The sequence below is a fragment of the Sphingobium cupriresistens genome (assembly GCF_004152865.1).
Taxonomy (GTDB): domain Bacteria; phylum Pseudomonadota; class Alphaproteobacteria; order Sphingomonadales; family Sphingomonadaceae; genus Sphingobium; species Sphingobium cupriresistens.
In genome coordinates this window covers 169,626-193,860 of the sequence record NZ_SEOO01000002.1, presented here as the reverse complement: position 1 = coordinate 193,860, position 24,235 = coordinate 169,626, and the positions used below count along the sequence as shown (strand labels likewise).

At 67.0% G+C, this 24,235-nt stretch carries 25 protein-coding genes; 15 read left to right on the top strand and 10 right to left on the bottom strand.

Annotation, left to right across the window (positions count from 1 at the left end; genetic code table 11):
• The first annotated feature begins 43 nt into the window (after nt 1-43).
• The 3 genes from EWH12_RS02235 to ssb are packed head-to-tail and all read left to right on the top strand — an operon-like array spanning nt 44 to nt 2,754.
• Complete coding sequence (locus EWH12_RS02235; protein WP_129925559.1) at nt 44-313, top strand: FeoA family protein; 270 nt, start codon at nt 44-46, stop codon at nt 311-313.
• Nucleotides 310-2,166 carry a ferrous iron transporter B gene (gene feoB / locus EWH12_RS02230; RefSeq protein WP_066606889.1) on the top strand — a complete coding sequence of 619 codons (1,857 nt, stop codon included), beginning with the start codon at nt 310-312 and terminating at the stop codon, nt 2,164-2,166. Before EWH12_RS02235 ends, feoB begins: the two co-directional genes overlap by 4 nt.
• A 27-nt stretch (nt 2,167-2,193) precedes the next feature.
• Nucleotides 2,194-2,754 carry a single-stranded DNA-binding protein gene (gene ssb / locus EWH12_RS02225; RefSeq protein WP_129925558.1) on the top strand — a complete coding sequence of 187 codons (561 nt, stop codon included), beginning with the start codon at nt 2,194-2,196 and terminating at the stop codon, nt 2,752-2,754.
• 75 nt (nt 2,755-2,829) lie between these two features.
• Here the strand turns inward: ssb and EWH12_RS02220 are convergent, their stop codons facing one another.
• The 3 genes from EWH12_RS02220 to EWH12_RS02210 all read right to left on the bottom strand — a co-directional run bounded on the left by EWH12_RS02220 (nt 2,830) and on the right by EWH12_RS02210 (nt 4,678).
• Nucleotides 2,830-3,705 carry a UTP--glucose-1-phosphate uridylyltransferase gene (locus EWH12_RS02220; protein ID WP_066606899.1) on the bottom strand — a complete coding sequence of 292 codons (876 nt, stop codon included), beginning with the start codon at nt 3,703-3,705 and terminating at the stop codon, nt 2,830-2,832.
• A 171-nt stretch (nt 3,706-3,876) separates the two neighbouring features.
• Nucleotides 3,877-4,305 (bottom strand): hypothetical protein, encoded by a 429-nt coding sequence (locus EWH12_RS02215; protein WP_066607502.1) that lies wholly within the window; start codon nt 4,303-4,305, stop codon nt 3,877-3,879.
• Nucleotides 4,306-4,504: 199 nt separating this feature from the next.
• A complete protein-coding gene (locus tag EWH12_RS02210) occupies nt 4,505-4,678 on the bottom strand; it encodes a DUF1674 domain-containing protein (protein ID WP_082679177.1) in 174 nt (57 codons plus the stop codon).
• A gap of 88 nt (nt 4,679-4,766) precedes the next feature.
• On the opposite strand from EWH12_RS02210, the gene htpX reads away from it, so the two are divergent.
• The 11 genes from htpX (at nt 4,767) to EWH12_RS02155 (ending at nt 16,544) form a co-directional block, all read left to right on the top strand.
• The gene (gene htpX, locus EWH12_RS02205) at nt 4,767-5,696 is read left to right on the top strand and encodes a zinc metalloprotease HtpX (protein WP_201785532.1); all 930 of its coding nucleotides are present in this window, start codon (nt 4,767-4,769) and stop codon (nt 5,694-5,696) included.
• On the top strand, nt 5,696-6,001 hold the full coding sequence (locus tag EWH12_RS02200; protein ID WP_129925557.1) for a hypothetical protein: 306 nt from the start codon (nt 5,696-5,698) through the stop codon (nt 5,999-6,001). Before htpX ends, EWH12_RS02200 begins: the two co-directional genes overlap by 1 nt.
• Nucleotides 6,002-6,026: 25 nt before the next feature.
• The gene (locus EWH12_RS02195; protein ID WP_129925556.1) at nt 6,027-7,319 is read left to right on the top strand and encodes an RsmB/NOP family class I SAM-dependent RNA methyltransferase; all 1,293 of its coding nucleotides are present in this window, start codon (nt 6,027-6,029) and stop codon (nt 7,317-7,319) included.
• A gap of 51 nt (nt 7,320-7,370) precedes the next feature.
• Nucleotides 7,371-7,862, top strand: a complete 492-nt coding sequence (locus tag EWH12_RS02190; protein WP_066606917.1) for a diguanylate cyclase — start codon at nt 7,371-7,373, stop codon at nt 7,860-7,862.
• A gap of 78 nt (nt 7,863-7,940) precedes the next feature.
• Nucleotides 7,941-8,603, top strand: coding sequence for a ribulose-phosphate 3-epimerase (gene rpe, locus EWH12_RS02185; RefSeq protein ID WP_129925555.1), 663 nt, complete (start codon nt 7,941-7,943; stop codon nt 8,601-8,603).
• Nucleotides 8,600-10,366 carry a heparinase II/III family protein gene (locus EWH12_RS02180; protein ID WP_207212346.1) on the top strand — a complete coding sequence of 589 codons (1,767 nt, stop codon included), beginning with the start codon at nt 8,600-8,602 and terminating at the stop codon, nt 10,364-10,366. Before rpe ends, EWH12_RS02180 begins: the two co-directional genes overlap by 4 nt.
• 167 nt (nt 10,367-10,533) lie before the next feature.
• Nucleotides 10,534-12,123, top strand: coding sequence for a bifunctional phosphoribosylaminoimidazolecarboxamide formyltransferase/IMP cyclohydrolase (gene purH / locus EWH12_RS02175; RefSeq protein ID WP_129925554.1), 1,590 nt, complete (start codon nt 10,534-10,536; stop codon nt 12,121-12,123).
• A gap of 232 nt (nt 12,124-12,355) precedes the next feature.
• Nucleotides 12,356-12,688: a UrcA family protein gene (locus EWH12_RS02170; RefSeq protein WP_066606931.1), complete on the top strand. Its 333-nt coding sequence runs from the start codon at nt 12,356-12,358 to the stop codon at nt 12,686-12,688.
• A gap of 181 nt (nt 12,689-12,869) precedes the next feature.
• Nucleotides 12,870-14,405, top strand: coding sequence for an NAD(P)/FAD-dependent oxidoreductase (locus EWH12_RS02165; RefSeq protein WP_129925553.1), 1,536 nt, complete (start codon nt 12,870-12,872; stop codon nt 14,403-14,405).
• Between the two features lie 5 nt (nt 14,406-14,410).
• Nucleotides 14,411-14,809 carry a GtrA family protein gene (locus EWH12_RS02160; protein ID WP_129925552.1) on the top strand — a complete coding sequence of 133 codons (399 nt, stop codon included), beginning with the start codon at nt 14,411-14,413 and terminating at the stop codon, nt 14,807-14,809.
• On the top strand, nt 14,787-16,544 hold the full coding sequence (locus EWH12_RS02155; protein ID WP_129925551.1) for a hypothetical protein: 1,758 nt from the start codon (nt 14,787-14,789) through the stop codon (nt 16,542-16,544). Before EWH12_RS02160 ends, EWH12_RS02155 begins: the two co-directional genes overlap by 23 nt.
• On the opposite strand, the gene msrB is transcribed toward EWH12_RS02155, so the two are convergent.
• From msrB to EWH12_RS02140, 3 genes are read right to left on the bottom strand one after another with little or no spacing between them, the layout of a single operon-like run.
• Nucleotides 16,531-17,007 carry a peptide-methionine (R)-S-oxide reductase MsrB gene (gene msrB, locus EWH12_RS02150; protein ID WP_066606950.1) on the bottom strand — a complete coding sequence of 159 codons (477 nt, stop codon included), beginning with the start codon at nt 17,005-17,007 and terminating at the stop codon, nt 16,531-16,533. The two genes, EWH12_RS02155 and msrB, sit on opposite strands and share 14 nt — an antisense overlap.
• Before the next feature lie 19 nt (nt 17,008-17,026).
• Nucleotides 17,027-18,217: an ABC transporter permease gene (locus tag EWH12_RS02145; protein ID WP_066606952.1), complete on the bottom strand. Its 1,191-nt coding sequence runs from the start codon at nt 18,215-18,217 to the stop codon at nt 17,027-17,029.
• Nucleotides 18,214-19,215 (bottom strand): ABC transporter ATP-binding protein, encoded by a 1,002-nt coding sequence (locus EWH12_RS02140; protein ID WP_066607508.1) that lies wholly within the window; start codon nt 19,213-19,215, stop codon nt 18,214-18,216. Before EWH12_RS02140 ends, EWH12_RS02145 begins: the two co-directional genes overlap by 4 nt.
• 22 nt (nt 19,216-19,237) lie before the next feature.
• Between EWH12_RS02140 and queG the strand changes: the two genes are divergently transcribed.
• Complete coding sequence (gene queG / locus EWH12_RS02135) at nt 19,238-20,302, top strand: tRNA epoxyqueuosine(34) reductase QueG (protein ID WP_129925550.1); 1,065 nt, start codon at nt 19,238-19,240, stop codon at nt 20,300-20,302.
• 541 nt (nt 20,303-20,843) lie between these two features.
• Here the strand turns inward: queG and EWH12_RS02130 are convergent.
• The 4 genes from EWH12_RS02130 to hemC all read right to left on the bottom strand — a co-directional run bounded on the left by EWH12_RS02130 (nt 20,844) and on the right by hemC (nt 24,215).
• Entirely contained in the window at nt 20,844-21,608 is a 765-nt protein-coding gene (locus tag EWH12_RS02130) for an esterase/lipase family protein (RefSeq protein ID WP_129925595.1), read from the bottom strand.
• Nucleotides 21,609-21,718: 110 nt separating this feature from the next.
• Nucleotides 21,719-22,615, bottom strand: a complete 897-nt coding sequence (locus EWH12_RS02125) for a hypothetical protein (protein ID WP_242495921.1) — start codon at nt 22,613-22,615, stop codon at nt 21,719-21,721.
• A gap of 8 nt (nt 22,616-22,623) precedes the next feature.
• Complete coding sequence (locus EWH12_RS02120) at nt 22,624-23,292, bottom strand: uroporphyrinogen-III synthase (RefSeq protein WP_129925548.1); 669 nt, start codon at nt 23,290-23,292, stop codon at nt 22,624-22,626.
• Entirely contained in the window at nt 23,289-24,215 is a 927-nt protein-coding gene (hemC, locus tag EWH12_RS02115) for a hydroxymethylbilane synthase (RefSeq protein ID WP_129925547.1), read from the bottom strand. The genes EWH12_RS02120 and hemC overlap by 4 nt, the downstream gene beginning before the upstream one ends.
• Between the last annotated feature and the right edge of the window lie 20 nt (nt 24,216-24,235).

Below are 24,235 nucleotides of genomic sequence, written 5' to 3'. Positions count from 1 at the left end.
TATTGATAGTCACTCGCAGAAATAGCCCGCGAGTATCCTCCCTTTGCGTCTCACCGACCTGCCGTTGCGCCAACCCGCCTATGTCGACCTGATCGACTGGTCCGTCCTCACCCCGTCCGAAGGGCAGCGGTTGCGGGAATTTGGCCTGTGCGAAGGCGCGAGCGTCGAAGCGCTGCACCATGGCGGGATTTTCGGCAAGGGGCCGATCGCCTGCAAGATCGGCCGCATGACCGTGGCGATGCGCCGCAACCATGCCGCCGCAGTGACGGTGCGCACCGGACCGGAAGCCATTGGGCCGGAGCAGGACGCATGAGCGCGCTGCCATTGGTCGCGCTGGTGGGCAATCCCAATGCGGGCAAGAGCGCGCTGTTCAACGCGCTGACCGGCGCGCGACAGAAGCTGGGCAATTATCCGGGCGTCACGGTGGAGCGCAAGGCGGGGCGGCTGGCCCTGTCCGACGGCCGCCCGGTCGAACTGGTCGACCTGCCCGGCACCTACAGCCTCGATCCGAACAGCCCCGACGAACAGGTTACCCGCGACGTCGTGATGGGCCAGCAAACCGGCGAAAAGCGGCCCGACGCGCTGGTGATCGTGGTCGATGCCGCCAATCTGGACAATCATCTGCGCTTCGCGCTCGAACTGCTGGCGCTTGGTCTGCCGACCATCGTCGCCTTGAACATGGTCGATCTGGCCACCCGCGACGGGCTGGAACTGGACGCGGCGATACTGTCCCGCGAACTGGGCGTGCCGGTGATATCGACGGTGGCGGTGCGCAAGCGCGGCCTGGACCATCTGCGGCAGGAACTGGAAGGGCTGCTGAACGGCGCGCCGCGGGCCTATCCCACCGGCGCCGCGCAGGATTTCGACGCGGTGCGCAGGGAAGCGGGCCGCATCGCGCGCGCCGCCATCGTGCGCGAAACGCCCTCCCGCCGGCTGACCGCCGCGGTGGATCGGGTGGCGCTGCATCCCGTCTTCGGCCTTATCCTGCTGCTCGGCCTGTTGTTCGTCATGTTCCAGGCGGTCTATGCCTGGTCCGAAGCGCCGATCGCGATGATTGAGGGGTTTGCCGAAGCGATCGCCAATGCCGTGCGCGCCGCCCTGCCCGACGGAATCGTTCGATCCTTCCTGGTCGATGGCGTTATCAACGGCGTCGGATCGGTGGTGGTGTTCCTGCCCCAGATCCTGATTCTCTTCTTCTTCATCCTGATGCTGGAGGCGACCGGCTATATGGTCCGGGCCGCCTTCCTGATGGATGGGCTGATGGCCAAGGTCGGCCTGTCAGGCCGCGCCTTCATCCCGCTCCTGTCCTCTTTCGCCTGCGCCATTCCCGGCATCATGGCGACGCGCACCATCGCTGACCCCCGCGATCGGCTGACCACGATCCTGATCGCGCCGCTGATGACCTGCTCGGCGCGGCTGCCGGTCTATGCCGTCATCATCGGCGCATTCATTCCGGCGCGCGACGTGTTGCCGGGCGTGGGCCTTCAGGGCTTCGTCCTTTTCTGCCTCTATCTGGCCGGCATCGTCGGCGCGATGCTGGTCGCGATGCTGCTGCGGCTGACCGTCACCAAGGGCGCAAGCGGCGGCTTCCTGATGGAAATGCCCAAATATCAGTGGCCCCGGCCGCAGGATATATTGCTCGGCCTGTGGCAGCGCGCGGTCATCTTCCTCAAGCGCGCGGGCACGATCATCTTCACCTCGACCGTGATCCTGTGGCTGCTCCTGAGCTTCCCGCGCGTGCCCGACGGCGATCCCACCAGCCAGGTCGATCATTCGATCGCCGGCCGGATCGCCAGCGGCCTCAACGTCATACTGGAGCCGATCGGCTTCAACCGCGACATCTCGCTGGCGCTGATCCCGGCGATGGCGGCGCGCGAAGTGGCCGTATCGGCGCTCGCCACCGTCTATTCGATCGACGCGGGCGATGATGAGGCGCTGCTGGAACGGAGCCTGGGCGACCGGCTCAAGGACCAGTGGCCGCTGCCCACCGCGCTTGCCTTCCTCGCCTGGTTCATCTTCGCGCCCCAGTGCATATCCACTATCGCCGTGACCCGGCGCGAGACGAACGGCTGGAAATGGCCGTTGTTCATGGTCGGATATCTGTTTGCGCTGGCCTATGTCGCGGCGGGCATCACCTACTGGACCGCCACCGCAGCGGGTCTATAAGAGCGGCTTTAGAGTTTCGGAGGAATCATGGCAGGGTCTGTCAACAAGGTCATTCTGGTGGGCAATCTGGGCGCCGACCCGGAGGTCAAGAGCTTCCAGAATGGCGGCAAGATTTGCAATCTGCGCATCGCGACGTCCGAAAGCTGGAAAGACCGGATGACCGGGGAGAAAAAAGAGCGCACCGAATGGCATAATGTCGTCATCAACGGCGAAGGCCTGGTCGGTGTGGCCGAGCGCTTCCTGCGCAAGGGCAGCAAAATCTATGTTGAGGGCCAGTTGCGTACCCGCAAATGGCAGGACCAGTCGGGCAATGACCGCTACACGACCGAAGTCGCGCTGTCGGGGCCGGGCGCGGTGCTGACCATGCTGGACGGCGCGCCGGGCGGCGGCCAGGGCGGCGGTGGCCGTTCGCAGCAAGACGTGAGCGACTGGGGCGCATCGTCGGGCGGCTATGATGATTTCGGCGGTGGTTCTTCGGGCGGCGGCGGCTTTGGCGGCGGACGTTCGCAGGGTGGCGGCGCGTCGGGCGGCGGCCGTGCGGGCAGCCCCAATTTCGACAATGATTTGGACGATGAAGTGCCGTTCTGAACGCTTTGCGTCACGGATATGAAAAAGGACGGCTTCCCATGGGGAGCCGCCCTTTTTCATTCGTTCCGTCGCGCTTTACCTGGCCAGTTCCGCCGTCGCGAAGGCGCGGATATGCGCGCCCAGATCCTCGCGCTCCAGCGCCAGCGCCAGATTGGCCTCGATATAGCCCGCCTTCGACCCGCAGTCGAAGCGGCGGCCGTCGAAGGTCACGCCGTGGAAGGGCTGGCTGCCGATCAGCGACGCCATCGCATCGGTCAGCTGGATTTCGCCGCCCGCGCCCTTTTCCTGCGTTTCCAGGATCTTCATGACTTCGGGCTGGAGGATGTAGCGGCCCGGCAGGATCAGGTTGGACGGCGCGGTGCCGAGCTTTGGCTTTTCGACCAGTCCCTTCACCTCCGTCAGCGCGCCGTCGCGCGCGCCCGGATCGATCACGCCATAGCTGGGCGTCTGATCCATCGGAATTTCGAGCGCGCAGACCAGATTGCCGCCGACCTTCTCATAGGCGTCGACCATCTGCTTCATGCACCCCTGTCCCGGCGCGCCCTTCATAAATTCATCGGGCAGCAGGATGGCGAAGGGTTCGTCGCCGATGATGTCGCGCGCCACCCATATGGCGTGGCCCAGACCCAGCGATTCCTGCTGGCGCAGGAACACCGCATTGCCCGGATCGAGCCGCGTCCCTTCCAGCGCCGACAGATCCTTGCCGCGCTCGCGCTGCAACGTCTCGCATTCGAAGGCGATGTCGAAATAATCCTCGATCGCGCCCTTGCCGCGACCGGTCACGAAGATGAACTGCTCGATCCCCGCTTCGCGCGCCTCGTCCACCGCATATTGGATCAGCGGGCGATCGACCACCGGCAACAATTCCTTTGGCACCGCCTTGGTGGCGGGCAGGAAGCGCGTGCCAAGGCCGGCGACAGGAAAAACGGCTTTACGAATCGGCTTGGTCAAGTTGGAATCCCCTTCACGCGGACGCGATCGGGCCTTGGATTGCCGCCCGTGCAAAAAAAAGGTCAAGCGTCGCGCGCGCGTTAGCATATTCTAGCGTCGGCGGAACGGCCGAAGACGCAAAAAACTAAGATGGAAGGGGCCGCGACCGATCAAGGCCGACCGGTCACCGCCCTATACGGCGAGAAGACGGCTGGCGACACCTTCCAGCGCCGCGATTTCGCCATCGAGATGGTCTAACGCGACGTGCTGGATATTGTTGCGGCTGTCGCGACAGGTGAAACCGCCTGATTCGGGCTGATGAAAACCCTGGATGATGAGCGCGCGGAAGCGATCGATCCGCTGCATGTCGCGCTCGATCGCGGAAATCTCGGTCAGCGCGCTGGCGTTGCGCCGGTCGCGCATCGCCACCATCGTGCGCAATTCGGTCATCAGCTTGGCCATGCTTGGCCGGGTTCGGGCGCCCACGGTGCGCACGTCACCCATGGCGTCGCGCAACAGCCCGATCTTCGCCTCCAGACTCTGCTCCAACATCGTCCAGGCGCACACCAGCCGCCCGACCGCGCAGAGCAGCGCCGCATCTTCCGGCGCATAATCCGACACCGCCCGCACATTCACGTCAGAAACCAATTGCACGCCCACGCCCCAATATCTCCTCTTGGCCCAAGGCTTCAGGCTTTGAGCGGGAAAAGGCCAGAGCGGGGCGCTTGGCTCCCCGCAGCGGCGGCACGGGCCGTCGGCAGCCGTGCAAAATCGGCGGCGAGCCGAGACGGGCCAGCAGGATCAAGGATTTAGAACCAACTCAGAAATCGATCGCGATGCCCTTCCGTTCCCAATCGCCATAACGGACCGGACTCATCGCCTCGTCATGGGGCGTGGGCTGGTCCAGCGGATCGGGCTGCGGCACCGGCGGGCTTTTGGAGAGGTGCGCGGGCGGCTTCACATGTGCGGGGCGCTTGCCGTTGAAGGTTCCCATGGTGGCGGCCTTTCGATTGCGAAGGGGCGACATCACCCCCATATTCAGGACTGACAGGCTATCTGGGCCGACAAGGAGGCAAGTGCAAGTGAATGGCATGAAGACGACCATGCTGCTGGCGACGCTGACCGCGCTGTTCATGGCGCTGGGCTATACGCTGGGCGGCAGCGGCGGGGCGGTGATCGCGCTGCTGGCGGCGGCGGGCATGAATCTCTTCACCTTCTGGAACGCCGACAAGATCGTGCTGCGGATGCATGACGCGCGCGAGGTCGATGCGCAAAGCGCCCCCGATTTCTACAATCTGGTGCGTGACCTGGCGCAGCGGGCGCAACTTCCCATGCCGCGCGTCTATATCATCGACCAGGACGCGCCCAACGCCTTCGCAACCGGGCGCAACCCGCAAAACGCCGCCGTCGCCGCCACCAGCGGTCTGCTGGCGACGTTGAGCCGCGACGAGGTGGCGGGCGTTATGGCGCATGAACTGGGCCATGTGCAGAATCGCGACACCCTCATCATGACGATGGTCGCGACGATCGCGGGCGCGATATCGATGCTGGCCAATTTCGGCCTGTTCTTCCGCGGCGGCGACCGGGAAAGCGGCCATGCCAATATGATCGCCAGCCTGATGGCGGTGGTCGTCGCTCCCTTCGCCGCGATGATCGTGCAGATGGCGATCAGCCGCACCCGCGAATATGGCGCCGACCGGGCCGGAGCGGAAATCAGTGGCGATCCCCATGCCCTCGCCTCCGCCCTCGCAAAGATTGCCGGGCAGGCGCAGCGCATCCCCAATCCCGTGGCGGAGCGCAATCCGGCCGCGGCGCAGCTTTATATCGTGCCGACCCATGTCAGCGAACTCTTCTCCACCCACCCCGCCACGGAAAAGCGCATCGCCGCCTTGCAGGATATGGCGGCGCAGATGGGCGCGCCCGCAATGACGTCGGCGGCCCGCGCCTCCGCCCTCTCCCCGGCCGCGCCACCCCCGCGCCGCCGCAGCGCGCTCGACCCGCACGGCCGCTGATGGTGGACGAGATTGTCGGTGAAGCGGCCAGCTTCCTGTTTCGGCAGGTCGGCGGCCTCGCCGTGGAATTGACCGTCAATCATATCTTTTCCCGCCACACCGCCCGCTTCTTTCATGGCGTGGGGCGACGGTTTATTGCGGTCGCGACATTCGGCGCCAATCGCATCCCCTCCTCCCTGCGGGTGGTGCCCAAGGGCGCCCGCCCCAAGCCACGCCGGTCGGACTGGCTGGCGCTATGGGTCGGCATAGTGTCCTGGATCGCGCTGTTCCTGGGGCTGGGCTTTGGCGTCTCCCATTTTCTTTAAGGGCGAAAGCGCGTAGGGGCCGCCCATGTCTCGCCGTCCCGCAATCCGCCCCGAAGATGTTCCCGGCCTTCCCGCCCGTCGCGCGGCGCTCAAACTGCTTGATGCGGTGCTGCGCCGGGGCGATCCGCTGGAACTGGCGCTGCATGGCGCGGCGCAGGGGTTGCCGCCCGCCGACCGCGCGCTGGTCCATGCGATCGCGGCCGAAACGCTGCGCCACCTGCCCGATCTCGACGCGCTGATCGACGGCGCGACCAGGCAGATTTTGCCGCCTGATGCGAAGGCGCGGATGGTGCTGCGCATCGCGCTCGTCCAGACGCTGGTGCTCGACACCCCGGCCCATGCCGCCATCGCCACGGCACTGCCGCTGGTCGATGGCGGGCCGCGCAAGCTGGTCCATGGCGTGTTCGGCACGGTGACGCGCGGCGACCCCGCCCTGCCCTCGCCCCCCACCCTGCCCGCGCAGGTCGCCGAACGCTGGAGCGCTCAATGGGGCGAGGCGATGCCGCAGGCCGCCGCCCATGCCTATGCGATCCGGCCGCCGGTCGACATCAGCCTGCGCGATCCGGCCGAGACAGCGAAGTGGACAGCTGAACTGGATGGCGCGTCGTTCGCGCCCGGCCATGTCCGCCTGTCCGAAAGCGCGGCCATACCCGCCTTGCCCGGCTTTGCGGACGGCGCCTGGTGGGTGCAGGATATCGCCGCTTCCTGCGCCGCGCGGCTGCTGGGGCCGGGCGAAGGCGGCCATGTGCTGGACCTGTGCGCCGCGCCGGGCGGCAAGACGATGCAGTTGGCGGCGGCCGGCTGGCGCGTCACCGCGATCGACCAGTCGAGCAAGCGGCTGGAGCGGCTGACGGAGAATCTGGCCCGCACCGGCCTGACCGCCGAGGTTACGACCGCCGATCTGCGGACATGGGAGCCGGACGCACCGGTGGACGCGATCCTGCTCGACGCGCCCTGCACCGCGACCGGCATTTATCGCCGCCACCCCGATGTGCTGCACCGCATCGGCCCGCGCCAGATCGCAGAGCTGGCGGAATTGCAAAGCGCCCTGTTGGCCCGCGCCGCCAACTGGCTGAAGCCCGGCGGCCGCATCATCTACGCCACCTGCTCCCTGGAACGGGCCGAGGGCGAAGAACAGGTCGAACGCTTCCTGGCCGCCCACCCCGACTTCGCGCTGCTACCGATCGAAGCTGGCGAAACACCCGAAGGCATCGCCCCCGCGACACAGGGCTGGCTGCGGACATTGCCCGACACGCTGGCGGCGCAGGGCGGCGCGGACGGATTTTTCATCGCCAGGCTTGCCAAGAGGGCGAACTAAGCCTTAACCTTGATCAGCTTAGAGAGGGTTTTCCCGCGTAAAAGGTGCCCCGTGCGTCCGATCGAGCCTCTTCCTCTGAATCATAGTTGGCCGCTCTACGACCTGCGGGAACATCTTGCCCCGGTGCTGCTCGATTCCAGCATCGCCCGCAACGATGCGGCGCTGGCGGAACGGGGGCTGGGGCTGTGGCATTGCAACCTGGCCGACAATGCACTCAACTGGACCGCCGGCGTCTATGACATATTCGGGCTGGAGCGGGACAGCCCGGTATCGCGGCCGCTGTCCGTGTCGCTTTACACCCCGGAATCGCGCGACGCGATGGAGCGACTGCGCGCCTACGCTATCCGCCACAAGCGCGGCTTCACGCTGGACGTCGATATCAACCAGATCGACGGCGCGGGCCAATGCGCGATGCGGCTGATCGCCGCGCCGGTGCTGGACGATGACGGGGCCGTGGTCGGGCTGCATGGCGTCAAGCAGTTGCTGCCCCGCGGCGCGCCCGCGTCGCAGCGGCTGGACCCCACGATTTTCGTGATGCTCTGATCCGCGCGGACGAAGATCGCGACACGCCTGCAAATGTCCGTTGCCCTCGCCTCCGGCGGCGATTAAGGCGAACGGTTAATGACCCGTTCCATTCTCATCTCGCCCTCCATCCTCTCCGCCGACTTCGCCCGCCTGGGCGAGGAGGTGCGCGCCATTGACGAAGCGGGCTGCGACTGGGTGCATATCGACGTCATGGACGGCCATTTCGTGCCGAACATCACCATCGGCCCGAATGTGGTGAAGGCGCTGCGCCCGCACACGCAGAAAACCTTCGACGTCCATCTGATGATTTCTCCGGTCGATCAGTATCTGGAGGCGTTTGCCGCCGCCGGGTCCGACATCATCACCGTCCATCCCGAAGCCGGGCCGCACATCCACCGTACCGTCCAGCATATCAAGTCGCTGGGCGTGAAGGCGGGCGTGGTGCTGAACCCCGGCACCCCGGCCAAGATGCTCGACTATCTGATCGATGACGTCGATCTGATCCTGGTGATGAGCGTCAACCCCGGTTTCGGCGGGCAGAGCTTCATCGAAAACCAGCTGCGCAAGATCGAAGCGATCCGCAAGATGATCGACAAGTCGGGCCGCGATATCCATCTGCAGGTCGACGGCGGCATCGATTTCACCACCGCGCCCAAGGCGATCGACGCGGGCGCGGACGTTCTGGTGGCCGGCACCGCCACCTTCCGTGGCGGCCCCTCCGCCTATGCCGACAATATCAGGAAGCTGCGGGGCGGGTGAACGACTATCGGCGCATCGCCAGCCGCTCCACCCCCGACGCTGCACCGGAAGCCGGCGACGATGGCATAGAGCAAGGCAAGCGTCTCATCCGCGTCGCGGATGACAAGGGGCTGTCATTGGCCCAGAAGATCGCCAATCAATTCTATCTACTCAGCTGGAAGACGCCGATCCACGGCCGCAAGCTGCGCGGCAAATATCCGCTGAAGCTGCTGGCGGTGCCCGACGACGCCATCCCCGGCGACGGCCGGGCGGGCGCGGCGATGCGGGCGGGTTATTTCCTGTTCCGCGGCCACAAGCTGCCGGTCGATGCGCTCGATTTCGCCAAATTGTCGGTCGGCCCGGCCTTTGCCGACTATCTCCACGGCTTCCGCTGGCTGCGCGACCTGGCCAGCAGCGCAAGCCGTGAACAGGGTGCGCCGATCGCCGAAAGCATAATGCGCAAATGGCTGGCGGCCCATCATGAAACGCCCAGCGAACCGGCCTGGCGCGCGGACAATGCCGGCTGGCGGCTGCTCTTCTGGACTGCCCATGCGCCGCTGATCCTCTCGTCCAGCGACCTCGTCTACCGCTCGCTGGTGCTGAACTGCATCGCCCGCACCGCGCGCCACCTCGACCGCAGCGCCGACAAGGCGCCGATGGGCCTGCCCCGGCTGGTCGCCTGGTGCGGCATCGTCGCCGCCGCGCTGCTGATCCCCGGCGGGGCGGCGCGCAAGCTGTTCGGCGAAGCAGGCCTGAAGCGCGCGATCGACAGCGGCTTCCACCCTGACGGCGGCATCGTGTCGCGCTCCCCGCTGGCGCAACTGGAAGCGGTGATGCTGCTGTCCATGCTGCGCGCCGTCTATGACGTGCGCCGCGAAGCCCCGCCCGCCTGCCTGACCGAAGGATTGAACCGCGCGGTCCCGGCGCTGCTGGGCCTCGCCCATGGCGATGGTGGCCTGGGCAACTGGCAGGGTTCCGGCGCGATCGACCCCGACCTGGTGTCCTCCGTGGTCGCGGCGAGCCAGGTGCGCGCCCGACCGCTGCGCCAGGCGCGCGACTGGGGCTATCAACGGATCGCAGCGGGATCGACCGTGCTGCAGATCGACGCCGCCCCGCCCCCGGTCGCGCGCCTCGCCGAGGCGGGCTGCGCCTCAACCGGCGCGATCGAGATCAGTGACGGGCCGCTGCGGCTGGTGGTCAATTGCGGCGGCGCGGCGCTGGAGGGGGCGTGGATTCCCCGCGACCTGGCGCAGGGGCTGCGCACCACCGCCGCGCACAGCACGCTGATCCTCAATGACAATAATTCGACCGCGCTGCTGCCCGACGGGACGCTGGGCAAGGGCGTGACAGAGGTCGAGCTGAACCGGCAGGAGCTGGACAATGGCAGCCGGCTGGACCTGTCGCATGACGGCTATGTCCGGCGGCTGGGCTATGTCCACCGCCGCCTGCTGATGATGAGCGGCGACGGCAAGGAAATCCGGGGCGAGGATATGCTGACCCCCGCCGAACGCCGCCGCAAGCGCGGCAAACAGCCGGTGCAGTTGCGCTTCCACCTCGCGCCGGGGGTCGAGCCGACGCTGACCGCAGACAATATGGGGGCGCTGCTGCGCATCGACCAGGGCGCGCTGTGGCAATATCGCACCGGCGCAGGCGTGTTGAGCGTCGAGGACAGCCTGTGGGTCGACGGCGACGGCCGCCCCCATCCGACCAAGCAGCTGGTCGTGACCAGCGAAGCGCTGCCGGGCGGATCGAGCATCGGCTGGCTGTTCAAGCGGGTCGGATGACGACCCGCGGCTGATCCTGGGCTATAGGCGCACGGACGCTTTGGCCCTCACCCCAATCTCTACGCAACAGCCTTTCGCCGCGCTGTCGCTTGCGGGCTGTATTTTTCCGACGTCGGGCCTTATGGACCGGCGCAAAGCCGTCTCGTAAACCAGAAAGCGCCTTCCTCATGACCGACTACCCCATCAAACGCGCCCTCTTGTCCGTGTCCGACAAGGCCGGGCTGATCGAACTGGGCACGGCGCTGGGCAAACATGGCGTCGAACTGGTGTCGACCGGCGGCACCGCCAAGGCGCTGCGCGAAGCAGGCCTTGAGGTGATGGATATTTCCGACCTTACCGGCTTCCCCGAAATGATGGACGGCCGCGTCAAGACGCTGCACCCCAAGGTCCATGGCGGCCTGCTCGCCGTCCGCAACAACCCCGAACATGTCGCGTCGATGGACGAACATGAAATCGGCGCGATCGATCTGGTGGTCGTCAACCTCTACCCCTTCGCCGCCACGGTCGCCAAGGGGGCGGAACGCGAGGAGATCATCGAAAATATCGATATCGGCGGCCCGTCGATGGTCCGTTCCGCGGCCAAGAATCACGAGAGCGTGGCGATCGTCACCGATCCCGCCGACTATGCCCGGCTGATCGCCGAAATGGCGGAGAAGGGTGGCGCGACCAGCTACGATTTCCGCCGGATGCTCGCGGCCAAGGCCTATGCCGCCACCGCCGCCTATGATTCGATGATCGCCAGCTGGTTCGCCTTCGCCGATCAGGGCATGATGTTCCCCGATACGCTGGCCGTAGCCAGCACGCTGTCCACCACGCTGCGCTACGGCGAAAACCCGCACCAGTCCGCCGCGCTCTATCTGCCCACCGGGCCGTCCGCCAAGGGCATCGCCCAGGCGCAACAGATCCAGGGCAAGGAACTCAGCTACAATAATTATAACGATGCCGACGCCGCGCTGGAGCTGGTCAGCGAGTTTCGCGATGGCCCGCCGACCGTGGTGATCGTCAAGCACGCCAACCCCTGCGGCGTGGCGACCGGCGACACCCTGATCGAAGCCTATGAAGCCGCGCTCGCCTGCGACAGCGTGTCGGCGTTCGGCGGCATCATCGCCGTCAACCGCCCGCTTGACGGCCCGACCGCCGAGGCGATCAGCGGCATCTTCACCGAAGTCGTCGCCGCGCCCGATGCTGATGACGCGGCCAAGGCGATCTTCGCGAAGAAGAAGAATCTGCGCCTGCTGCTGACCGGCGACCTGCCCGATCCCGCGCGGACCGGCCTCCAGATCAAGAGCATCGCCGGCGGCCTGCTGGTGCAAAGTCGCGACAATGGCCAGGTTGACCGCGACGCGCTGAAGGTCGTGACCAGGCGCGCCCCGACCGATCAGGAACTTAAGGACTGCCTGTTCGCCTGGACCGTCGCCAAGCATGTGAAATCGAACGCCATCGTCTATGCCAAGGACGGCAGCACCGCGGGCGTGGGCGCGGGCCAGATGAACCGCCTCGAATCCGCCCGCATCGCCGCGTGGAAGGCGAAGGACGCCGCCGAAAAGGCCGGCTGGGCCGCACCGCGCACGATCGGTTCGGCGGTCGCCTCCGACGCCTTCTTCCCCTTCGCCGACGGCTTGCTGGCGGCGGTGGAGGCCGGCGCGACGGCGGTCATCCAGCCGGGCGGATCGATCCGCGACGATGAGGTCATCGCCGCGGCGGACGAAGCGGGCCTGGCGATGGTCTTCACAGGGATGCGCCACTTCCGGCACTAAAAGCAGGTCAGCGTCGATCCCTTATGATCAACGATTTGGGAAATGCAGCGACGAAAAGCCTGATGCGGGTGCGAACAAAATCTCTTCGCACCCGCAAAATCGCGGAAAACCGCCACTTTTTATCAACTGGCCTCTTTTCAACAACCCCCTGTGCGCTTATTTAGAGCGGGACCCTGTTTCCACGTCAGACGCGGGGCAGACAATCCGAACAATGTTCGACAGGAGATACAGGATGACCAAGAAAACCTGGGTGGCCATGGCCGCCGTTATGGCCCTTGCGCTGCCCGGCGTGGCGAGCGCCGGCAGCAATGACATGGATGTGATCGTGGACGGCCGCGCCGGCACTGAAACACGTACGCTCGCCGTGTCCGTCGCCGATCTCAACCTGGCCAGCGCCAATGGTATGCGCCGCGCCGATTCGCGCGTGACGCGCGCCGCCAAGCAGGTGTGCGGCTATGTCAACGGCTCCATCCTGCCCGTGACGGAGGATTATCGCGCCTGCTTCGGCAGCGCGATCGACGGCGCGCGCAGCGACCTGAGCACGCTGGCCCAGCGCCAGAGCTGAGAAGATTCCGCTTTCCCCGCACGAAGGGGAACTGCAGGGGGCCGTTCCATGCCCATGGAGCGGCCCTTTGTCATGCGCGCCATCTGACCCGCCTTGTCATCCTTACCGCGCATTAACCACTCCTTAGAAGATTTCCTTCACTCCGGCAGGGACGAACGATCTTCCGGGGGAATTGCCTGCCATGCCGCGTACCGATCAAAGCGTAGATGTTGCCATCATAGGCGCCGGCCCTGCGGGCCTGACCGCTGCCTATCTGCTGACGAAGCAGGGCCTGCGCGTGACGGTGGTCGAGAAAGACCCGGTCTATGTCGGCGGCATCAGCCGCACGGTGGAACTGGACGGCTTCCGGTTCGACATTGGCGGGCACCGCTTCTTTTCCAAGTCGCAGCAGGTCGTGGACCTGTGGAATGAAATCCTGCCTGACGACTTCATCCAGCGGCCGCGCATGAGCCGCATCTATTATGAAGGCAAATTCTACAGCTATCCGCTGCGCGCGTTCGAAGCATTGTGGAATCTGGGCATCTGGCGCTCGACCCTCTGCATGGCGAGCTTCGCCAAGGCCCGGCTGTTCCCGAACCGCAACGTGCGTTCGTTTCAGGACTGGACCGTCAACGCCTTCGGCCACAAGCTGTTCTCCATCTTCTTCAAGACCTATACCGAAAAAGTGTGGGGGATGCCCTGCGACGAAATGTCGGCCGACTGGGCGGCGCAGCGGATCAAGGGCCTGTCGCTCTGGGGCGCGGTGGTCGACGGGCTGAAACGCTCGCTCGGCCTCAACAAGCGGCCCAATGACGGCATGGCGACCAAGACATTGCTGGAGACGTTCCGCTATCCGCGCCTTGGCCCCGGCATGATGTGGGAAGCCGCGCGCGACCGGGTGGTGGAAGGCGGCAACCAAGTGCTGATGGCGCATAGCTTCAAGCGGCTGGAGGAAGACCAGGCGAACGGCGCATGGCGCCTTGTGGCGCAGGGGCCGGAGGGCGATGTCGTCATCTATGCCGCCCATGTGATCTCGTCCGCGCCGATGCGCGAACTGGCCGGGCGTATCCACCCGTTGCCGGACACGCTGCCCCAGGCGATGGACCTGAAATATCGCGACTTCCTGACCGTGGCGCTGATGGTGAAGGGGGAGGATATCTTCCCCGATAACTGGATCTATATCCACGACAGCAAGGTGCAGGTCGGCCGCATCCAGAATTTCCGCAGTTGGTCGCCCGAAATGGTGCCCGATCCTTCGCTCGCCTGCGTGGGTCTGGAATATTTCTGTTTCGAGGGCGATGGCCTGTGGTCCGCGTCCGACGCCGACCTGATCGCGCTCGCCACCCGCGAAATGGCGCAACTGGGCCTCTGCAACCCCGACGATGTCGTGGGCGGCGCGGTGGTGCGGCAGGAAAAGGCCTATCCGGTCTATGACGACGACTATGCCGCCAATGTGCTGGCGATGCGCAGCGAACTGGAATCGCGCTATCCCACGCTGCACATGGTCGGGCGCAACGGCATGCACCGCTATAACAACCAGGATCATGCGATGATGACGGCGATGCTGACCGTCCGCAACATCGTGGCGGGCGCCCGCGTCCATGACGTGTGGAGCGTGAACGAGGACGCCGAATATCATGAGGCCGGCGAGGAGGGCCAGATCGATGGTGCTGATGCCGATACGCAGGCCGCGCTGGCCAGCGTCCGCGCCGTACCCTCACGATTGAAGGCCGCCTAACCGCCATGGCGGAGCGGATCGGCGCGCTGGTCGCGCGGTTGATGTTCGCCCGCTATCTGCTGGCGAGCGTCGCCGCGCTGGCAAGCGACTTCGCCGCCTTCCTGATATTGGACCATGGCGGCGCGGCGCCGATGATCGCCGCGCTGGGCGGTTATCTGGTCGGACTGGTGGTCCATTGGGTCATCAGCATCCGTTTCGTCTTCGACTTGGCGCGGGGTCCGACGCACGGCCAGCGCATCGGATTCGTGGTCAGCGCGGCTGTAGGCATGGGCATCACCATGGCGCTGGTCGGCGCGCTCAGCGCCCTAGGCCTGCCGCCAGCGCTGGCGAAGCTGCTGTCGGTCCCGGCCAGTTTCCTGACCGTCTATGCGATCCGCAAATATGGCATATTCGCGCGCGCCTGACGCCCCGCGCACCGCGCTCTGGGCGCTGCTCGCCTGGCTGCTGTGCAGCATGGCGATGCTCTGGCTGTTCCGGGGCGATTTCTCCACGCTCGCCTTTCGCGATCCCGACGATGCGATGCGCCTGGCGCAGGTGCGCGACTGGATCGGCGGGCAGGGTTTCTGGGACGTCAGCCAGCATCGGGTGAACCCGCCGCTTGGCGGGCCGATGCATTGGTCGCGGATCGTCGATATGCCGATCGCGGGCGTGATCCTGCCGCTGACGCCGATGATAGGCGCGGCGGGCGCGGAACTGATCGCCTGCGCGCTCGTGCCGCTGCTGCTGCTCGGCGGGCTGACCGCTGCGCTGGTCGTAGCGGCGCGGCGCGTGGCGGGCAGCGGCATCGCCCTGCTCGCCGTCGCGCTGCTGCTGACCAGTCCCAGCATCCTGGTGCAGTTCACCCCGCTGCGGATCGATCATCATGGCTGGCAGATCGCCATGGCGACGCTGGCTCTGTGCGGCGCGCTCGACACGCGGTCAGCGCGCGGCGGGATGGTCGCGGGGCTGGCGCTGGCGCTCTGGCTCCAGATTTCGAGCGAGGCGCTGCCCTATGTCGCGCTCTTCGCCGCCGCCTTCGCCCTGCGCCACTGGATGGCGCGGGAGCAGGCGGCGCGCTTCCTCAGCTTTGCGGTCGTGCTGGGCGGGGCCGCGCTCTTGTTCCTCGCTTGGCTGCGCGGACCGCAGGCGTTGTTCGACAGCCGGTGCGACGCCCTGTCTTTCGTTTATCTCTGGCCGCTGGTCGCGCTGGCGTTGACGACGGCGATCGCGGCGCGCCTGATCGGAACGGCGACCGCGGGCCATCGCCTGGCCGTCGCCGCGATCGGCGGTGGAACTGCGCTGGCGACCTTTCTCGTCACCGGCGGGCCGTGCCTGTCCGGCGATCCCTTCGCGGCGCTTGGTCCGATCGCCTACAAGCTCTGGTATCTGCATGTGATGGAAGGGCGACCGATCTGGGAACAGAGCCTGTCGCTGCAAGGGGTGATCCTGCTACCCGCGCTGCTCGGCCTCTATGCCAGCCTGATGGCAGCGCGTGGCGCTTCGGGCGAAGCGCGGATGCGCTGGCTGATGCTGGCGCTGCTGCTCGCCGGGGCGACCATGGTGGCGCTGCTGGTGATGCGGGCGCTGTCGGTCGCTCATGTCTTCGCGCTGCCGGGCATTGCCTGGCTGGTCGCGCGGCTGTTCGCCAGGGCGCAGGCGTCGCGCGCCGCGCTGGTGCGCGTGACCGGATCGGTCGCGCTGGTGCTGCTGACCCCGGCTGGCCTGTGCGCCGCCTGGGTGGCGGTGACGGCCCAGCCCGAACCGGCCAAGGCGGCGAGCGCCAATTGCCGGGCCGCAAGCGTGCTGGCCCCATTGAAGGCGCTCCCGCCCGCGACCCTGTTCGCCCCGCTCGACCTTGGCCCCGACATTCTCGTCCAGACGCGCCATGGCGTTATCGGCACCGCGCATCACCGCAATGCGGCAGGCATTACCGCGGTGATCGAGGGGTTTGTCGACGCGCCGGACAAGGCCCGCGCCGTCATCGCGCAGACCAGCGCCACCTATGTCGTGGCCTGCGACGGGCTGACCGAATATCGGCTCTACGGGCAGGAGAATATGCAAGGCCTCGCCGCCCTGCTGGCCAAGCGATCGCCGCCTGACTGGCTGGAGCCGGTCCCGACCAAAGCCCCGCTCCGCATCTGGCGGATCAGGCGAGACTGAACTTCATCGCCACGCCGTTCATGCAATAGCGCTTGCCGGTCGGCTTTGGCCCATCGTCGAACACATGACCCAGATGACCGCCGCACCGCGCGCAATGGACTTCCGTGCGGGCATAGCCCAGCAGGCCGTCGCGGCTAGTGCCGACCGCCCTGGGCAGCGGCGCATAAAAGCTGGGCCAGCCGGTGCCGCTGTCGAACTTGGTCCTGGAACTGAACAATTTCTGATCGCAGCCGGCGCAGGCGAACACGCCCGCGCGATGTTCATCGTTGAGCGGACTGCTGCCGGGATATTCGGTCGCCTGCTGGCGCAGCACCTTATAGGCCCAAGGGCTGAGCCGCTTCTTCCATTCCGCATCGCTCAATGCGAAGGGGTAGGCCGCCTGCGCTTCTTCGGGCATGAACTGCCACAAAGCCAAAGCCACCGCGCCGCTCGTGAGGCCACCCAGGAAATGCCGTCTGTTCATGGCGCCGGGTCTAGCCATCTCAGCCTGTCGCAGGCCTGAACAGCCGTTTCCACCAGCGCCCGCCCGACTGCATCACATGGCGGCGGAACAGCAGCACGCCGACGCGGATGATGAGCGCGACGAACGCGCCCTGCCAGACCAGCGCCACCAGATGCGGCCAGATCGCCCCGTCCTGCGCCGCACGGGCGATCATGGCGAAGGGCGAACTGAACGGGAAGATGCAGGCCGCAAGTTCCGCCGGCGATCCCATATGATCGACCGCATAGCTGGCGAAGAAGAAGATCAGCATTTGCCCCATGGTGACCGGCATGTTGAGCGTTTGCACCTCGCGCACCGTCGCCGCCTGCGCGCCGATCCCCAGGAACAGAGAGCCGAGCAGCGTATAGGCCATGGCGAAATAGAGCACCGCCAGCATCAGGAACAGCGGCCATCCCACCGCCGGCGTCGGCAGCGCCCCGCCGCCATCATGCAGGGCGACGAAGATCGCGAAGGCCGTCCCGCCCCAAAAGGCGATGCCCACGAAACTCATCGCCAGCATCGCCATCAACTTGCCCAGGAAAATCGCGTCGATCGGCACGGCGGCGGCTAGAATCTCGATGATCTTGTTGGTTTTTTCCTCGACCAGGTTGGACAGGATCATGCCCGCCAGCAAGATGGTGAGAAAGAACATCACCACCTGCGCCACCCGTCCGATCAAAAGCTGCGCCTGCGCCTGCGCGCCCAGGCTGGTGGTCGCTTCCTGTCGCTCCACCGTCACGAATTGCAAGGTCCGTTCGGCCAGCGCCGCGGTGGACAGCAGGCTGATATCGCCCTGCAATGTGTCCAGATCGTTCGCCTTGCCGGTCAGGGTCGGGCGGAGAAGCGTGCCAGACATGATCGCCACCACCTCCGAATCCGGGCGCGCCAATTGTATCCGTGGGCTGGGCGTAGACGCCACGGGGCGCAGCCGGGGCAGCGCCTGGTCGCCCATCCGCTTCGTCAGCCGATCATGCGCCCGCTCCAGCGCCGCGCTGTCGCGCGCGGACATCGCGACGCCCACGACCGGGCGCAGGTCAGTGCTGGAAATCCGGTCGCCAAGGCCGCCGAAAGCGAAACCGATCAGGATCGGCAGCAATGGCCCCAGCAGAAAGAGGATGAAGGTGCGCGACAGCACGACCGCGGTGAAATCCCGCCGGGCGATAACCAGCGCGGCGCGGAGCAATTCCATCATGCGTCCTCCTCCGGCGCCGGCGCATCCTGCATTTGTTTGGCCGCAGCCGCCCCGGCGATCGCGACGAAGGCGTCGTGCAGTCCGGGCCGCTCGATCGACAGGCTCTCAATCCCCGCCTGCCCGTCCAGCAAAGCACGCAGCAGCGGCTCTATGCCTTCATCGGGCAGCGCGAAATGCCATGCGCCATCCTCCGCCACCGTATCGGCCGGCAGGGCGCGCCGCCAGCCGCCGTCGCTGACGCGCGTGCGCAGCCGCACCTGAGATCGCAACTGGTCGCGCGCCTGCCCCGGCGTCCCTTCGAACCGGATGCGGCCGCCCGCGACGATGGCGATCCGCTCGCACAACCTGTCGGCATGGGCGATGACATGGGTGGAAAAAAGGATGGTGACGCCCTGGCGCGCCTGCTCCCGGATCAGCGCCTCCAGCTTTTCCTGGTTGATCGCGTCCAGCCCGGAAAAGGGCTCGTCCAGCACGATCAGCCGGGGTTCGTGGATGATCGTGCCGAACAATTGCACGGTCTGGGCCATGCCCTTGGACAATTGCCGGATCGGCTTGTCGGCCGACGCGCCCATGCCATGCCCCTCCAGCAACGCCCGCGCCCGCACCCGCCCTTCTTTGAGCGGCAGGCCGCGCAGCGCGCCCATGAAGGCGATCGCCTCAAACGCTTTCATCGACGGATAGAGGCCGCGCTCTTCGGGCAGATAACCCACCTGCCGCGCCATGCGCAGCGGCTGCCCCTCGCCCAGCAGCGTGCGATGCCCCTCATCCGGGTCGATAATGCCCAGCAGGGTGCGCAACAACGTGGTCTTGCCTGCGCCGTTGGGACCAAGCACCCCATAGATGGCGCCCGCAGGCACGGCGATGTCGATCCCGTCGACCGCCCGAAAGCTGCCGAATGTCTTGACAAGCCCATGGCCTTCGACGGCATAGGAAGCCGCCGGGACGGGCGCGGAAGCAGCCGGTGAAACGGGGGATGGAGCCGGAGTGTCGCCGATCATCCCGCCCTGATAGTCTGGACCCATGTCTGTGGAAACCGAAACCTTGGAACAGCGGCTGAAGGAAGAGGCCGCCAGGCTTGGCTTTGCCGCCTGCCGCGTCGCGCCCGCCGACGCTGCGCCGCTTGCCGGGGCGCGACTGCGCCAATGGCTGGACGCGGGCCATCATGGCGACATGCTGTGGATGGAGGAACGGGCGCAGCAGCGCGGATCGCCCAAGGGGCTGTGGCCCCAGGTGCGCAGCGTCATCATGCTGGGGATGAGCTATGCGCCGGGGCGCGATCCGCTTGCGCTGGCCGATGTGCCGGACCGGGCGCGCTTTTCGGTCTATGCCCAGGGCAAGGATTATCATGACGTCGTCAAGAAGGCGCTCAAAGCCCTGGCCCGCTGGCTGGTGGAGCAGCAGCCCAGCAGCCTCAAGGTGTTCGTGGATACAGCGCCCGTGATGGAAAAGCCGCTGGCGCAGGGCGCGGGGCTGGGCTGGCAGGGCAAGCACAGCAACCTCGTCAGCCGCGACCATGGCAGCTGGCTGTTCCTGGGGGCGATCTATACCGAATTGGCGCTGGCGCCCGACGACAGCGAAACCGATCATTGCGGCCGCTGCACCGCCTGCCTGAACGCCTGCCCGACCGACGCCTTCCCCTCGCCCTATATGGTCGATGCGCGCCGCTGCATCTCCTATCTGACGATCGAACATAAGGGGCCGATCCCGGATGACTTGCGCGCCGGGATCGGCAACCGCGTCTATGGCTGCGACGATTGCCTGGCCGTGTGTCCGTGGAACAAATTCGCCGACGCGGCCGCTGCGAACCGGGCGTTTGTGGGCCGCGCGGAACTGGCCGCGCCCGAAATCGCCGACCTGCTGGCGCTGGACGATGCGAGTTTCCGCGAGATTTTCTCCGGCTCGCCCATCAAGCGCATCGGACGCAACCGCCTGGTCCGCAACGCCGCGATCGCGGCGGGCAACAGCGGCGACGCGCGCCTGCTGGCGCCGCTGGAGGCGCTGGTGCGCGATGACGACCCGGTGGTGGCGGAAGCGGCGACCTGGGCGATTGGGCGATTGTCGGGCGGAGATGAATCGGTCGGCTGATGACGAGAGGGGCGTGACCGCCAGCGACCACGGGCGGACATTCTCTCCCCTGCCTTTCACGGGAGGGGCTGATGTCTTGTTTCCACGCACATGGTCATGAGAAACAGGCCATCATCTCTTCTCCCTCCGCGTCATCCTTGGCTTCGCGCGAAAAATCCGAATCGTGCGGAGCCGCGGAAAATCCGGTGAAATAAAGCGCAAACATCGCCTCGCCCGCCGGTTGGCCAGCACCGCTGCCGCCTCTCCTATTCCCCTTCCAATGTAGGATTTATTCTGATCTATCCTTGGCGATGGACCCGCACGCCCTTCCCCTGCCGGTCGCTCCAGCGCCGCCGCCAGCCTGTGACCCACATGGGCGTTCCCGTTGCATGGGCGTGACCCGGCAGGCGCATCGCGGTGTCGTCGGCGATACTTGGCCGGGTCGTTTCGGGCACTATTGCCGCGAAAAAGCGCAGAAACGCGCTTCCAACGATGGTGTGAACTTTGGAGCTGTGACCCTGTCGGTCGCGTCAACGTGCCCGAATCGCCCGGCAGGACAGGCTCAGGCGGCGATCGCTTCCAGCGCTTTCCCTACCGCGGCAATCCCCTCCGGCGCGGCGGCGAAGCCCATATGGGTGCAGTCCACCTCGATCGCCCGGTCGCGCTCGCCCGCGCGGCCTCTGGCACATGCGGGCAGGATCACGCCGTCACGCGGCGACCACAGCGCCACGGTCGGCACCGGCGGCTTGGCTTCGCGGGTGCAGGGGAAGGGCGGCCGGTCGACCGGGAAGCCCGACACCAGTTGGTACAGCCGCCAGGCATGATTGGCGCGCGGATCGCCGGAAAAGGGCGTGCCCATCGTCACCACGCCGCCAACCTTGTGCGCCGCGAACTTGGCATATTCGCGCGCATACAGCCCGCCCAGGCTCCATCCTACCAGCGTTACCGGCGCGCCGCTCTCCCGCCGGATCGCGTCGACCCGCCGGTCGATCTGCTCCAGACTATCGGGCTTCGGCCCGAAATTGCGGCCCATGCCCCATCCATGGGCGACATAGCCGGCCGCGCCCAGCACCGCGCGCAGCGGCTCCATCCGCTGTTCGGACGCCAGCAGGCCGGGGATCAGCAGCACATGCCGTCCATCGCCCCGCATCCCCTGCGCCAGCATCGCGCTCTGCGCGCGGGTGCGCGCCAGGTCGAACGGCACCGACGCATTGCCCAGCAGATGGGAAAGCGACGGCCGCTCCGCCGCACGCGGCCCTCCGACGATACGGTCTTTCCAGCTATGGACTTTCCAGAAACTGGCGATGGCATCGGCGTAAGGCGGCACGAACAGATGGTCCTCTTTCGAAATCGAAAGATGACATTCCCATGACATGATGGTCCGCGTCCATGCCGTTTATCGATACCGACAAACGGTTCGTCGTTTGTGACAGAGGTTTAAGGCGCGAGCGGCGACATTTGGGTCACGGTCGCGCCTTGTGCGCCGCGCAACTGGCGCGGTTCCAGGATCGCGGCCGTCTCGATCAGGTCCAGCGCGCGCCGCGCCTCCAGATAGCGGCGGGCATATTGCATCCACCGGTCCGCCGCCGCCTTGCCCGGCATCCGCTCCACTTCGCCCAGCGCCGCGCTCACCCGGCCGCCGTCGATATAGCGCAGCGCCCGGTCCATCGCCGCCTGCGGCCGGGGCGATGGGGTCGATGCCTTGCGGATCGTGACGAGTTCACGCGCCTCATGTTCCAGCGCATCCCACCAGCCGGATGCGGCCGGCGGCGTGACCACCCGGTCCGCCACTTCGCCCAGTCCGCCGCGCAGGTCAGCGAGCGTGATCGGATCGCGCGCCGCATTGATGACGGCGGCGACGGCGCGCGGCTGCGCCTGGCCGAAGCGCAGCCGCAACTGCCCCTCGACATAGCCGAGCGGCGTCCCGCTATCGAGCGCGCGCCGGGCGGCGAAGGCGACCAGCAGCCCTTCGGCGCGCGCCGCATTGCCCGACGCGGCCTGCGCCTCCACGGTGATGCGATTGAGCCGCTCCTCCAACTGGATGACGCGGGTATCGAGCATCTGCGCCGCATCGGCGGTCAGCGGTCGGACGGTCGCGCGCGCGCCGGTCCCGGTGATCAGTCCCTGCGGTTGGGTCGGGACGGTCGGCTGCGGTTGCGGATCGCCCCAGCGGCGCTGGATTTGCGGCCAGGCCCAGACGGTAAGCGCGACGCCCAGCGCAAAGGCGAGCAGGATCAGGATCAGGAGCGGCAGGATCGTGCGTCGGCGCGGCGGCATCACGGTCGCGTCGCCAACCCCATCCTCGTCGATCATGCCGGCCCTTTCGTCTGTCATTATGCCCGTCATTCGCACAATCGCGCGGCGAGGGCCAGCATCTCGTCATCGACCGGCCGGGCAGCCGCCTGCGTGCTCGCCCAGCCCGCACCGCACGCCGCGAGCGCCGCCGGGCTGATCGCGACGATATGCAACGCTGCGCGCCCATCCGGCAGAATCCGCGCCGCCAGCCTTTCGCCCGCGCGGGGGGAATGGACCAACAGCACCGATCCGGGCGCCGCATCGGCGACCAGCGCCGGGTCCGGCGGCAGGGCGATCATGCTGTAAACCGCGACCCGCGTCACGTCGATCGCCGCCGCCATCGGCGCGACGGTGGTCCCGCCCAGATGGAGCAACCGCCGATGACCGTCCGCCGCCGCCCGCGACGCGATCGCGCTACCGTCGCCCGCGCCCGCCACGACATCGGCAAAGCCTGCGTCGCGCAGCGCCTGCGCGGTCGCTTCCCCCACAGCATAGGTCGGCAGTCCCCGATAGGCGGTCAGCCCCGGTCCGGCCAGGCGCACGCCATGGGCGCTGGTCAGCAGCAGGGCGTCAAATTGGCTGGCTGGCGGCGGCGTCCACGCGAACGGCCGGGGCGCGAACAGCGGATGCACCCGCACGTCCAGGCCCAGCGCCGCCGCCTTGGCCGCCGTCCTGCCCGCCGCCGGTTCGGGGCGCAGGATGAGAACGCGGTTCACGCCTCGAACAGCGCTCGCAGCGCCGGGCTGGCCCGCTCCAGCAGCGCATGGCCGACCGCCTGCGCCGCCGCGCCGTCGCCACGCGCCAGCCGTGCCTCTTCACGTATCGTTTCCTGCCCGTCGGGGCTGATGATCTCCGCGATCAGGCGCAGGCTTTCGCCCTCGACCCGCGCCAGCGCGGCGATCGGCGAATGGCAGGTGCCGCCCAATCCCTTGAGCACCCCGCGTTCGGCCATCACCGCGTCGCAGGTGTCGCGGTCGTTGATCGCCCGCAGCGCGCTCATCATCGCGGCATTGTCGCCCAGCGTCTCGATCCCCACCGCGCCCTGCGATGGCGCGGGCAGCATGACGTCGATGGCGATGGTCGCGCCAACGTCCTGCTGGTTCAGCCGGTCCAGCCCCGCCGCCGCCAGCAGCGTGGCATGGACCTCCCCCGCCGCCAGCTTGGCCAGCCGGGTCGCGACATTGCCGCGGAACAGGGTGATGGTCGCGTCCGGGCGCAGCCGCTTGACCTGCGCGGCGCGGCGCGGCGAGCTGGTGCCGACGATCGGGTTGGCGGGGAGCGCGGCGAAATCATCGGCGCCCACCAGCCGGTCGCGCACGTCCGCGCGCGGCAGCATCGCGGCGATATGGAATGCGTCCGGCCGCAGCGTCTCCACATCCTTCATGCTATGGACCGCGAAATCGATCTCGCCTTCGACCAAAGCCCTGTCCAGTTCCTTGGTCCATAGCGCCTTGCCGCCGATATCGGCCAGCGCCCGGTCCTGTATCCGGTCGCCGCTGGTCTGGACGGTGACGATGGTCACGGCGTCGTCGGGCCAGCCATGGGCGGCGCACAACGCGCGGGCGGTCATATGGGCCTGGGCCAGCGCCAAGGGCGATCCTCTGGTGCCGAGGCGCAACGGTCGATCGGGCAAAAACATATGCAGCTTGCTCTAATGAC